General features: G+C 64.5%; 8 protein-coding genes and 1 tRNA gene. All 9 read right to left on the reverse strand.

Features of this window, described 5'->3' with window-relative positions:
- Window positions 1-145 precede the first annotated feature (145 nt).
- Window positions 146-2977, reverse strand: coding sequence for a molybdopterin-dependent oxidoreductase (locus tag AB5758_RS00940; RefSeq protein WP_161145191.1), 2832 nt, complete (start codon window positions 2975-2977; stop codon window positions 146-148).
- Window positions 2977-3879 carry an FAD binding domain-containing protein gene (locus AB5758_RS00945; protein ID WP_368141204.1) on the reverse strand — a complete coding sequence of 301 codons (903 nt, stop codon included), beginning with the start codon at window positions 3877-3879 and terminating at the stop codon, window positions 2977-2979. The genes AB5758_RS00940 and AB5758_RS00945 overlap by 1 nt, the downstream gene beginning before the upstream one ends.
- 134 nt (window positions 3880-4013) lie before the next feature.
- Window positions 4014-5369, reverse strand: a complete 1356-nt coding sequence (gene gdhA, locus AB5758_RS00950; RefSeq protein WP_196025386.1) for an NADP-specific glutamate dehydrogenase — start codon at window positions 5367-5369, stop codon at window positions 4014-4016.
- A 257-nt stretch (window positions 5370-5626) separates the two neighbouring features.
- Window positions 5627-6022 carry a putative Se/S carrier protein gene (locus AB5758_RS00955; protein WP_196025387.1) on the reverse strand — a complete coding sequence of 132 codons (396 nt, stop codon included), beginning with the start codon at window positions 6020-6022 and terminating at the stop codon, window positions 5627-5629.
- 29 nt (window positions 6023-6051) lie between these two features.
- Window positions 6052-6684: a molybdenum cofactor guanylyltransferase gene (gene mobA, locus AB5758_RS00960; RefSeq protein WP_196025388.1), complete on the reverse strand. Its 633-nt coding sequence runs from the start codon at window positions 6682-6684 to the stop codon at window positions 6052-6054.
- A 154-nt stretch (window positions 6685-6838) separates the two neighbouring features.
- Window positions 6839-6935: transfer RNA gene (locus AB5758_RS00965), tRNA-Sec, on the reverse strand.
- 134 nt (window positions 6936-7069) lie between these two features.
- Entirely contained in the window at window positions 7070-9037 is a 1968-nt protein-coding gene (gene selB / locus AB5758_RS00970; RefSeq protein WP_368141203.1) for a selenocysteine-specific translation elongation factor, read from the reverse strand.
- Window positions 9034-10491, reverse strand: a complete 1458-nt coding sequence (gene selA / locus AB5758_RS00975) for an L-seryl-tRNA(Sec) selenium transferase (RefSeq protein ID WP_368141202.1) — start codon at window positions 10489-10491, stop codon at window positions 9034-9036. Before selA ends, selB begins: the two co-directional genes overlap by 4 nt.
- A gap of 52 nt (window positions 10492-10543) precedes the next feature.
- Window positions 10544-12661 (reverse strand): molybdopterin-containing oxidoreductase family protein, encoded by a 2118-nt coding sequence (locus tag AB5758_RS00980; protein ID WP_368141201.1) that lies wholly within the window; start codon window positions 12659-12661, stop codon window positions 10544-10546.
- Window positions 12662-12733: the final 72 nt, after the last annotated feature.

Here is a 12733-nt window from a genome sequence, read left to right on the forward strand (position 1 = left end):
GGGGCCTCGGGGGCGTTCGGCTAGCTGCGGGAACGGCCTATCCGCTCAAAGTGTTCGGCTGAGATCGGAAATCAACCCTCACCACGAGTGCAAAAGGCGGGGCGAGTTGCCCCGCCCCGCAAATTACGACTTGTTCGCAGACCCGCTACTCCCCCAGCAGGGCCTTCTCGGGCGTGATCGGCAGTGAGCGCACCTGGTGGCCGGTGGCGTGTGCCACGGCCGAGGCCACGGCGGCGAGCGGCGTGTTGATGACGACCTCGCCGATCGACTTGGCACCAAACGGACCCGTCGGCTCGTAGCTCGGCTCAAAGGCCACGCGTATGCTGCCGATATCCAGGCGCGTGGGTAGCTTGTAGCTCATAAAGTTGCCGGTGCGCAGACGGCCGCGGTCATCGTGCTCGACAATCTCGTAGAGCGCGTGGCCGATACCCTGGGCAATGCCGCCCTCGGCCTGGACGCGCGCAAGCGCCTCGTTGATCACGGTGCCGCAGTCCACAGCCGCCGCGTAGTCCACAACAGTCACCTTGCCGGTGGCCTTGTCGACCTCGACCTCGGCAATGCCGGCCATAAACGGCGGGGGCGAAACGGGCAGGCAGGCAGAGGCATGCGAGGTCAGCGCGTCGCCGCCCGCGATGTTCTTGACGCACAGGTTGGCAAAGTCGCGCAGCGTGAGGTAGCGGTTCTGCTCGCGCGCGGCACGCTCGTCGGACAGACGCACGTACTGACCATCGAAGACCACATCGGCGGCGTCCACGTCCCACATCTGGGCGGCTTTGGAGCAAATCTTCTCACGCAGCTCGGTCGCGGCGTTCTTGGCGGCAAGGCCCGTCACGTACGTACCCGAGCTCGCGTACGAGCCGGCGTCGAACGGCGACACATCAGTGTCCACGCCGCGCACCACGATCATCGAACTCTCCACGCCCAGTTCCTCGGCGGCAATCTGCGCCAGGATCGTGTCGACGCCCATGCCGTTATCGGTGGCTCCGGTGCCGATGGTAATGAAGCCGTCCTCTTCCAGCCGCATGTCGATGCCGGCGATGTCCACGTTGGAAATGCCTGAGCCCTGCATGGTGAGCGCGCAGCCCAGGGCGCGCACGCGGTCGCCCAGGTCCACGGCTAGCGGCTTGTCGCGCCAACCGATCATGTCCATCGCGCGCAGCAGGCAGCGGTCGAGCGCACAGGCGTTGAGCTTCTCGTTGTAGTACTGCGGCATGGTCTCGCCCTCGCGCACAATGTTCTTAAGGCGCAGGTCGGCGGGGTCCATGTGCAGCATGTCGGCGAGCTCGTTGACGGCGCTCTCCACGGCAAACTGGCCTTGGGTGGCACCGTAGCCGCGATACGCGCCGCCGCGGTTGGTGTTGGTGTAGACGGCGTCCCAGCTAAAGCGGCTCGCCTTTACGTGGTTGTAGATGGGCAGGCTCTTGTGGCCCGACAGGCCGATCGTCGTGGTAGCGTGCTCGCCATACGCACCGGCGTTGGACAACGTATGCAGATCGATGGCCGTGATGGTGCCGTCGTTCATGGCGCCCAGCTTAACGGTCATCTGCATCTGGTGGCGCGAATTGCCCGCGGTGATGGTCTCCTCGCGGGTGTAGCAGCAGTAGCTCGGACGGCCAGTCTGCTGGGTCACGAACGCCACGAAGATCTCGCAGCAGCCCGTCTGCTTGGAGCCAAAGCCGCCGCCGATGCGCGGCTTAATGACCTGCACCTGCGACTGCGGAATGTCGAGCGACTGCGCGACCATGCGACGCACGTGGAAGGGCACCTGCGTCGAGGTGGTCACCGAGATGCGCCCGAACGCGTCGGTCGTCGCGAAGGCGCGGAAGGTCTCCATGGGCGCAGTCTGCGTGGCCTGGCTGGTGTAGGTGCGCTCAAAGACGATGTCGCTCTGGGCGAAGGCCTCGTCCAAGTCGCCAAAATCGCTGGTACCGCTGCACACCAGGTTACGAGCAACGTCGCCGCCCTGCGGGAACATAAAGGTCACGTCGCCCTCGGGGTGGACAACGATGTCGTTATCGAGTGCCTGGGTAAAGTCGAGCAGCGGCTCGAGCACCTCATAGTCGACCTTAATGAGTTTGAGCGCCTTGTCGGCAGCCTCCTCGGTCTCGGCGGCGACGATCGCCACTTCCTCGTTTTGGTAACGGACGAGGTTCTCGAGAATCAGGCGGTCGTAGGGACTCGGCTGCGGATAGCTCTGGCCGGCGATGGTAAAGCGGCGCTTGGGCACGTCCTCGTAGGTGTAGACGCCCACGACGCCCGGCACCTTAAGGGCGCGAGACGTGTCGATGGAGCGGATCTTGGCGCGGGCATAGGGGCTGCGCTTGAGCTTGACGATCAGGGCGCCGGCGGGCACCATATCGCCGGTGTAGACCGGACGACCCTCGAGCAGGGCCTTCGAGTCCTTCTTGGGCTGCTTGTGGGTGATCTGCTTGTAGGAGACGCCGTCAGAGCTCGTGTCGTTGACGGGCAGCTCGGGCATCTCAAAGCCAACCTGCACGCCGGACTCGTTGAGGAAGCGCACGATAGCGCGCAGCTGGCTCTCGTAGCCGCTGCAGCGGCAAAGGTTACCGGCAAGCTGACGTGAGAGCTCCTCACGCGTGGCGACGAGGCTCGGGTCCTCCTTGGCGGCGCGGGCAAGCGCCAGCACGTTCATGATAAGGCCGGGGGCACAAAAACCGCACTGCTCGGCGCCTTCGGCAGCCATCGCACGGGCAAGCGCCTCGGACTCGGCCTTGAGGCCCTCGAGCGTGGTGATGGAGCGGCCCTCGACGCGCGCGGCGGGAACCGAGCAGCTCAGAACCGGGTCGCCATCGAGCCACACCGTGCACAGACCGCAATTGGTGGTCTCGCAGGCACAGCGCACCGACGCGCAGCCCTGCTCGCGCAGCAGCGCAAAGAGCATGGTGTCGGGGGCAATCTGAACCTTGACCTTGCGGCCGTTGAGCGTAAAGGAAAGATCGATGAGTTTGGCAGCCATTAGCGCACCTCGCTAGAATCGACGCCGGGCACGCGGCGGCAGGAATACTCATCCGTGGCAAACTTAGGAATCTGCACGCCCTCGAGCTCGTGCGCAAGCGCGGCCGAAAGCTCGATGCCGGCGGCGCGACGCACGGCCTGAATCGCCAGCGGGGCCGAGATGCGGCGGCGGTAGTCGGCCGAGCCCCACAGGTTGGTGCCATAGCTCAGCGCGCGTACGGACGCGGCCAGGGCGCGCAGCTCGTCCTCTGAAGGCTGCTCGTTCACCAGGCCACATGCCTCGCCCTGCAGCAGGGTCGCGCGCAGCGGGCGGGCGCCCACGGTGACATGCCAGCTGTTGTCCCACCAGGCGGCGGTGACGTTTAAGGAGGGGAAGTCAGTCGCGGCCTTGCGCACGGCTTCATAGCTCGCACGGTAATCGTGCTTAACGACCACGACGTGCTCGATCACGTCGCGCACATAGCCCATGTCCACGAACTCGGCGAGCGGCACGCGGCCGGCACCCGTCAGCTCAACATACGAATCGAGCGCCAAAAATGCCGAGAGCACGTCCGAAAAACCAAAGCGACCGTAAATGCTGCCGCCCACCGTGGCGGTGTTGCGCAGCTGCACGCCCACGATATCGTGGACGGCGAACTCAAAGACATGGTTGACAAGCGCGTTGAGCTCGGCATGACGCTCGAGCTGGCGCAGGGTACACATGGCACCGATGCGAAACTCGGTCTCGGTCTCCTCAATCTGATCGAGTCCGCAGGCCGAAAGGTCAATCGCCGTCGCCACGCGACGCGAACCCAGGCGCATCCAGATGCCGCCGCCCACAATCTTGTTGTTGCGGTTCTTCTGTAAGAGCTCATAGGCTTCGGCCGCGTTTCCAACACGGACGTAGGTACCGAACTTGAGCACGTTCTCCCCCATCTCTTCACTTGTCCAGTACCTTTAAGTGTACCAAACGAGGGGGCACAGCCATCGTCACCATAGAAAAAGGCTCCCAGCCGGAATGGCTGAGAGCCTTATCACATGTTATGTCGAGCGAAGATTTAGCAGACGCCCTGGGCGAGCATAGCGTCGGCGACCTTCAGGAAGCCGGCGATGTTGGCGCCCATGACGAAGTTGCCCTCCTGGCCGTACTCCTTGGCGGTGTCGTCCACGTTGTGGAACATGCCGCGCATGAGCTGCTCGAGCTTGCCGTCGACCTCCTCGAAGGTCCAGGACAGGTGCTCGGCGTTCTGGCTCATCTCCAGGCCGGACACGAGAACACCGCCGGCGTTGGCAGCCTTACCGGGCATAAAGGCGACGCCGTTCTCCTGGAAGTAGGTCGTGGCCTCGATGGTCGTGGGCATGTTCGCGCCCTCGCCGACCACCTTGCAGCCGTTGGCGACGAGTGCCTGGGCGTCCTCGAGCAGCAGCGTGTTCTCGCGAGCGCAGGGCAGCGCGATGTCGCAGGGCAGCTGCCAAACGCCACGGCCGTCGCCCTCGTGCCACACGGCGTTGGGCTTCTCGTCAACGTACATGGCGAGCGTAACGCCCTTGTCGTGGCCGGAGCGCTTCTTGTTGTAGATGTGCTCGAGCACGGTGTAGTCGATGCCGTCGGGATCCTCGACCCAGCCGTGGGTGTCGGAGCAGGCGAGCACCTTGCCGCCGAGCTGGGAAACCTTCTGGACGGCGTAGATGGCGACGTTACCGGAGCCGTGAACGACGACGTTCTTGCCCTCGAAGGAGTCGCCGCGGCTCTTGAGGTACTCGTCCACAAAGTAGGCCAGGCCGTAGCCGGTGGCCTCGGTACGGGCGAGCGAGCCGCCAAAGGAGAGGCCCTTGCCGGTAAGGACGCCGGTCCACTCGTTGGTCAGGCGCTTGTACTGACCGAACAGGTAGGCAACCTCGCGGCCGCCAACGCCCAGGTCGCCGGCGGGAACGTCGGTGTTGGGGCCGATGTGGCGATAGAGCTCGGTCATGAAGGACTGGCAGAAGTGCATGATCTCGTTGTTGGACTTGCCCTTGGGGTCAAAGTCGGAGCCGCCCTTGCCGCCGCCCATGGGAAGGGTGGTCAGGCTGTTCTTGAGGATCTGCTCCAGGCCCAGGAACTTGAGCATACCCAGAGTGACCGTCGGGTTAAAGCGCAGGCCGCCCTTGTAGGGTCCAATGGCAGAGTTGAACTCGACGCGATAGCCGCGGTTGACCTGGACCTTGCCCTGGTCGTCGACCCAGGGAACACGGAACATGACGATGCGCTCGGGCTCGACGAGGCGCTCCAGCAGGGCGGCCTCCTCGTACTCGGGGTGGGCGTCGAGCGCCGGCTGGATGGTGCCGAGGATCTCGGTCGCGGCCTGGATGAACTCAGGCTGCTCGGGATAGCGGGCCTTGAGCTCTTCGAGAACTTTCTGCGTGTAGCTCATGCTTCCTCCAATGATGGGAAACGAAAAATGTTGGTCGCGGCACCCTATGTGCCGCGAACTTTATCGAGTATGGATAATATCGCACTGTTGCGGCAAAGTTACGAATAAGGCCGCGGGCGGATGTTTCATTTTGATTACGATGCAGGTAAAGACGTTTTTGAGTGCCTGACGTGCAAAACCTGTGTTTCAAACCTGTTTCGTCCACGTGTTCCAAACCACCACATTGGGGACAGGCACCTTTGTGGTGATGCTGGTGGTTAGAGGACGAGCTGATGGTAGTCGGCGGGGGTTATGCGGCCTTCGGCGGCAGCGCGGAAGGCGGCGAGCGCATCGCCCGAGAACGGCATGGCCCAGCACAGCCCGCAGCCGGCGGTGATGGAGCCGGGCAGCGGCATGATGCGCCCGGGCACACCGGCGGCAAGGCACAGCTGCTCGCATTCCATCACATCGAAGGTGCTATCGAACGAAACGATGATCTTGCGTTCGTGATCAGAGGCATCGCCAAACGAGGCCTCGCGGTGCGACTCGCGATACGCAGCCGCCGCTGCCTCTTCCTCGGCCGTATGTCCACAGCCGCCACAGCCGCAGGCGCAAGGTTCGGACCCATCGCAAGTGCAAGGTTCCCCGGTATCGGGGCAAATATCATGTGACACGGCATCTCCCGTCATTGATGTGTGCAGATCTAGGCGAGCAACTCGGCCGCCGCAAACTCCTCGGGCGTATTAACGTTCTCGAAGCAGAGCGTCGAGCCCGCGGCCTTAACGATCTGCGGCTCATCCATATAACCGGCCTGAACGCGATTGATCAGGCAGCGAATGCGCTGGCGGTCGCAGGCGAGCAGCTCTTGGGCAACCGGCGCACACGCGTCACGGCGCCAGACGGCGCAAAGCGGCTCAATCCCCCGCTCCTCGCGCGGCACGCACACGTCGAGCGCCTCGGCCTCAACACGATCGGCAAGCGCGCCGATGAGTTCCGGCGAGACAAACGGCATATCACAGGCGACGATAGCCGCATGAGGAAGCCGAGCCGCAGCCAGCGAGCTCGCGATGCCGCGCATGGCGCCCGCCGACCCCTCAAGGTCCGGCACTATTCGCGGCACCAGGCCGCCAAACGTGCGCTCCTCAAGGTAGGCAAGCTCGCTGGGACGCGACGTCGTCACGACCAACTCACCGGCAACTGGCGCCAACCGACCCAGTACGCGCTCGATGAGCGGCTCGCCGCAAAACGCCATGCGCGCCTTATCGCAGCCCATGCGCGAGGACAGCCCGCCCGCCTGGACGACACAAGAAAGATCGGTACGTCTTACGGTAGTCATACGGCAAAACACCTCCATCGGCATGCTCGAAACCCGGTGCACGATGCTAACTACAGCCGCCGAAATAACGGCGCTACGAAAAACTCGTGCAAAAACAAAACAGCGCCTTTGCGGCACGCAGCAAGACCGCGAGCACAAAAGCGCTGGTAGCGTGTGGCGGGAACGTATGTGAATCGAACACATCCAAGACGTTTTGCACGCCTCGCAACGGTTTTGAGGACCGCGGAGCCCACCGGAGCCCATCCGTTCCCAAGTGCGGCGGTATTTTACCAAACCGACAGGCCCCATCCCAAAATGACAAACAAGAAGTTGCGGTGGAATAGTTCCTGGTTTGGCGTTAGATGCCGAAAACAGGAACTATTTCACCGCAACTGATAAGGGTGGCCTAGCGCAGGGAGCGCAGGCCGCCGGCTTCTTTGTCGAGGGATGTGAAGCGCACGGCATCCAGGTGCTCCAAGATGCTGATAGCACGCTTGCGCGACACACCCAGGGCCTCGCGCAATACACTCGTGGTTGCAGCGCCGCCAGCATCGGCGATGGCGGCGGCAACAAGCTCGCGCGCATGGGCCTCGGCGGCGGCGGATAGGGCAACGTCGCGCTCGACCTTAACGATCGAGCGATTGAGCGAAAGCTCACGCAGGGCACGCGTCATGGTGTCGCGATCGAGCTGCAACTGCTCGCCCACTTCGGGCAACGTCGGTGCATCGAGGCCGGCTTCGTTCAGCAAGGCAACGATACGTTCGCAGGCCTCGCGCACCACACGCGCCGCGGCGGCAGCGGAGTGCGGGTCGAATACCTCGGCACCCTCGGCGGCACACACGCCACGCGAGCAGCCCTCGGCAATCAGAGCCGCGGCAACGCCATCATCAGCGGCAGGCCACGCAGCATGGGCAACGGCGCCGGGCGTAAAGCCCGTCTCCTTGGGAGACGCCGCGTGCATGGCTGACAGGGTCGCCGCCAGTGCATCCATCGCAGCGTCGAGCACCACGGCGTCCGCCAAGTAGTCCGCATCACCCATAGCAAGCTTGCGAACAGAGCCCTGCGACACCAACCCGCGCAGTGCGGCATCGACCTCGCCGACACCAAGATCCAAAGCGTCAGTAACATCAACAGCCGTAACTGGCAGCATCTGCAGCGCCAGCCAAGCGCCCACGCTGCCCGCGGTATCGCCGGACTCAAGCGCCGCAAACAGTGCGCGCTCACCGGCAGAAAGCTCGCGCGAGCGACGGCAGCGCGAAAGCAGCACGCGCCCGCCGCCGATGAGCATAACGGGCGAATACGACAGCACCACGGCATGGTCTCCGGCACACAGCGGCAGCGGCTCCTCCAGGCGCACCTGCACGGTACGGGTCTCGCCCACCGCCATGGGGGCCTCGCCCTCCAAAAGCATGATGCGGCCGACGACCTCGGCCGTGCCGGCCATCACATGTGCGCGCGCGCCCGACTCGAGCACGCGCGGCTTGGTGCCCTCGCGGCCCAAATACGTAAACGCCATCATAAATCGCATCGTCTGGCCAAAGCGGTCCGCCACGCCCAGCATCTCGCCACGGTCAAGCGCCGCGACACCGTCACCAACTAGGTTGAGCGCCACACGCTGACCAGGCAGCGCGCGCGGCGTATCGCCATGCACCTGAATCCCGCGCACGCGGCAGACCGTACGCGACGGCAAAGCCATCAGCTCGTCGCCCACCGCAACCGGCGCATCGTGCAGCGTTCCCGTTACGACAGTGCCGACGCCCTTAATCGTAAAGCAGCGGTCAATCGGCAGGCGCGGCGCGGCATCGGTGCGCTCGGCACGGTCGCGGCAGGCATCCCAGCAGGCACTTACCTGCTCGTCGAGCACCGCAAGCAGCCCATCGACCCCCTCGCCCGTCTTAGACGACACGGGCACAATCGGCGCGCCCGCAAACACGGTACCCGACAAAAAGTCATCGACATCGAGCTCGGCAAGCTCGGTCATCTCGGCGTCGCCCAGGTCACACATCGTCAGCGCCACCACCATATGCGTGACGCCCAGCATCTCCAGCACGTGCACGTGCTCGCGGGTCTGCGGCATCACGCCCTCGACGGCCGAAACCACCAGCACGGCCACGTCGATGCCCGTGGCGCCCTGCACCATGGCGCGCAGGTAATGCGCGTGGCCCGGCACGTCGACCAGGCCGACGATCTTGCCACTCGGCAGCGCCAGCTCACCAAAGCCAAGCTCCACCGTCATGCCGCGACGACGCTCGACCTCAAGGCGATCGGGATTCTTGCCGGTCAGTGCCTCGATCAGCGCCGACTTACCGTGGTCGACGTGGCCCGCCGTGCCAACGATAACGGGACACTCCACCAGCGCTTTAACCTCACTCATCGAGCAATCGCCTTCTTAACGCACGCGACGAGCGTCGTTGCCGCCGTCTCGATATCGCGGTCACCCACGAGTGTACGCACGTCAAACAGGACGCGATCGTGCGAGGCGCGTGTGACGACCGGCGTGTCGAAATCTTGGACGAGCGAGCGCTTGAGTGCGTCAACGGAAAGACGCTCATCGACGAGGCGCACGGCAACGCACATGGTGGGCAGCTCGACGGTAGGCAGCGAACCGCCACCGGGGGTCGACGATTCCTCGACAATCTCCAACTCAACGGCACACGGGCAACCAGCCTTATCGAGCCCGGCGACCATACGATCACGCAGCTTACGGGCACGTCGCTCCAAATGGGCCTGCGGCAGCGTAAGCATGCTGAGCACCGGAATATCGCGATGGGCAACATCGGCGCCATCCATGTAGATACGCAGCGTGGCCTCGAGCGCCGACAGAGCCAGTTTGCCCGGACGCAGAGCGCGCATGAGCGGATGTGCGCCGCAGGCCTGGACCAGATCGCGACGGCCCATGATGATGCCCGCCTGTGCGGCACCGAGCAGCTTATCACCCGAGCACGACACGATATCGAGCCCTGCCGAAACCGAAGCCGGCGTGGTTTCTTCGCCGCCGCGCACCAAGATGTCGTCGGGCAACAGCGCGCCCGACCCCTGGTCCTCGTAGAACAGCAGGCCATGTTTGTGGGCCAGAGCGGCAAGCTCCCGAGAGCCCACCTCCTCGTGAAAGCCCTCGATGCGATAGTTGGAAGGATGGACCTTGAGGATCATCGCCGTATCGGGCGTGATGGCGCGCTCATAGTCGTCCAAATGCGTGCGGTTGGTGGCGCCGACCTCGACGAGTTTGGCGCCCGAAGCCGCCATGACATCGGGGATGCGGAAGCTGCCGCCGATCTCGACAAGCTCGCCGCGGCTGACGATAACCTTCTTGCCTGCGGCATGGGTCGCCAGCACCAGCAGTACCGCGGCGGCGTTGTTGTTGACCACGAGCGCGTCCTCGGCACCGGTGAGCGAGCGGATCAGCTGCGCGGCGTGCTCCTTGCGCGACCCGCGCGAACAAGTGTCCACACTGTACTCGAGCGTGCTGTACCCGCGCGCAACCTCGGCCACGGCCTTTGCCGCCGACTCCGCGAGCGGGGCGCGGCCCAAGTTGGTATGGATGACCACGCCCGTAGCGTTGACGGCAGGGCGCAGGCTCGGCAACGCGGAGCGGTGCGCACGCCACTCGATGGCCGAGGCCAGGTCGCGCTTAGAGCGCGGGGCGGCATCGGCGCGAATGGCTGCGCGCTCCTCGTCGAGCTCGGCCGTCACGGCGGCATGCACCACCGCGTCGCAGGTCTCCCCCGCCGCCTTCACTACCGGCCACTCGGCAAGCAGCTCGTTGACGGAAGGAATGGCGCGCAGGCGGGCGCGTACCTCATCGGACATGTTCTGGCTATCGCTCATGTGCGGCCTTTCAAAAGAAACGTGGATCAGTCGAATACATCAGCTGATTCAATCAATCGCTATTATCCTCGCGCGCCGCGATCTTTTCCACGCGAACGGCGTTTTCCTGAGTGAGCGCGGCGCCCGTCAACGGGTCCCAGCGCAGCGGCGTATGGTCGAGCGGGCCCACGCCCAAGGCTTGAGCGCCGCCGGCATCGGCGCCAAACGAACGCCCGCCGGGGGCGGCCGAGGTGAAGATGCACGCCGGATGCAGATACGGCGTCGTCTCCACGCGCACGCGGTCGCGGCCCAAATCGCTCACGAGCTCGACGATCTCGCCGTCGGCGATGCCCATGTGCGCAGCAGCATCGGCATTCATCTGCACGGCATCCAGGTCCGATCCAGCCTCGGCGGCACCTTGAGCCGCAAGCCTGCGCGAGGTGTGCGACTCAAAGGGACGGTTGCCACTAATGAGGCGAAACATCCCCGGGCCGGGCTCCACCATGGGCGCAATCCAGTTGGGCACACGACCCATGCCGACTCGTTCCCATACGTCGCTTGCCAGCGCAATTTTGCCGCCGGCAAGCGGAATCACCGGCTCACCCGTGCGCGACGGCAGCGCCACGCCCGTATCGGCCCAGCCGCGCTCCTTGAGCTCGTCCAGATCGATCCCAAAAGGCGCCACCTGGGCAGCCGTCAGATCGTCAGACGTAAACTGGAAATATTCGCCCACGCCGCACGCCTGCGCCAGACCGGCAAAAATCTCCCGACCGGGACGTGTGCCGTCATGCTGCACGGGCAGCACGGCGTTGCGGTAGAACACGCGCGAATCGTTGACGCCCACGACTGTGCCCACACCGCGGTCGGCCTCCAGATACGTCACGTCGGGCAGCACGAAGTCAGAAGCACGCGCCGTCTCGGACCAACGAATATCAATCGTCACAAGCAAGTCGAGCTGCTGCAAAATACCCAACCAAGCCTGTGCATTGCCATAGCACGCACCGGGGTTACTGGCATAGACGATGAGCCCACGCAAATCGCCGGCAAGAATCGACTGACCGATGGTCGTGCACAGTCCGCGCACCGGATCGACCAGTGGATAGCGCTCGGACCCCAGCTTGGGCTCGCGCGGCACCGGCGGCGTCGCAAAGCGAGTGGGATCGAGGTCGCCCAGTGAAAGCGGTGTGGGCGGATTGAGCGCGCCGCCCGCATGTCCAATACAGCCCAGCAGCACATCGACCAAGCAGATAGCGCGTGCGGTCTGGGTGCTATTGGCATACGCGATGCCGATGCCACCATGAAAACCCGCATCCACCACAGCGGCAGGCGCGGCGGCAGCCAAATCACGCGCAGTCGCTCGGATATCGTCCGCCGGCACGTCGCACATCGACTCGGCCCACTCGGGCGTCCAAGCACTGGCCGCCTGCGCCAGCTCGTCAAAGCCTGTGGCGTAGCGGTCCACGAACTCGTGATCGTACAGGTCCTCGAATACCAGCACATGTGCGATACCCAGCAGCAACGCCAGATCGCATCCAGGACGTACGCGCAGCCAGCGGTCGGCAAGCGCGGCCGAGCCGCTGCGCCGGGGGTCAACCACGATGATCTTCGCCCCGCGCCGGCGCGCATCGTTGAGCGCGTCAACGGCCCCCATCGTCGACGAATCGACAATGGAACGCCCCAGGTACATGATGCAGTCGGTATGCGCAAGGTCGGAGGCGGGGCTATAGCCCAGGCTGTGCCCCCAACCGGTAAGTCTGCTTACCTCGCAGGCGCCATCGGCACCGTACACGTTGGGCGAGCCCAGCGCATGCATAAAGCGATAGGCCCAGTAGCGGTCGAACGAGGGCACACCAAGTGTCATGCCCAGCGCACGGGGCCAGCGCTCGTCAACAATTCCCAAAAGACGCTCGGCAATCTGAGCAAACGCCTCGTCCCAGGTAATCGCATCAAACCCCGAGCCATCCCGGCGGCGTCGCATAGGGTGCATAATCCGGTCGCGCTCGTCAAACGGCATTGCCAGGCGATGGCGCCCGCGGGCGCACAGGGCACGCGCCGCGCACGGATGTCCCGGCACCGGCAACTCGGCCACCACGCGACCGTCCTCAACGCGTGCCGCAAAGGCGCAATCGGCATAGCATCCCCCGCATGTGGTCACCACGGCGCGACCGTCACGCTCCACAGCAGATGCCATCTCGATTACCCCTTTCATCAGCCAAACACAACAGGCCAACAGCCCGGCAACGAGCCCCAGGCCCAAAAAGCC

The organism is Collinsella aerofaciens (assembly GCF_040926405.1).
In the GTDB taxonomy this organism is placed as follows: Bacteria; Actinomycetota; Coriobacteriia; order Coriobacteriales; family Coriobacteriaceae; genus Collinsella.

Excerpts from the sequence above, each read along its gene's own strand:
- AB5758_RS00980 (WP_368141201.1), bottom strand. The coding sequence starts at position 12,661 with ATGGCATCTGCTGTGGAGCGTGACGGTCGCGCCGTGGTGACCACATGC.
- gdhA (WP_196025386.1), bottom strand. The coding sequence starts at position 5,369 with ATGAGCTACACGCAGAAAGTTCTCGAAGAGCTCAAGGCCCGCTATCCC.
- mobA (WP_196025388.1), bottom strand. The coding sequence starts at position 6,684 with ATGACTACCGTAAGACGTACCGATCTTTCTTGTGTCGTCCAGGCGGGC.
- selB (WP_368141203.1), bottom strand. The coding sequence starts at position 9,037 with ATGAGTGAGGTTAAAGCGCTGGTGGAGTGTCCCGTTATCGTTGGCACG.
- AB5758_RS00940 (WP_161145191.1), bottom strand. The coding sequence starts at position 2,977 with ATGGCTGCCAAACTCATCGATCTTTCCTTTACGCTCAACGGCCGCAAG.
- selA (WP_368141202.1), bottom strand. The coding sequence starts at position 10,491 with ATGAGCGATAGCCAGAACATGTCCGATGAGGTACGCGCCCGCCTGCGC.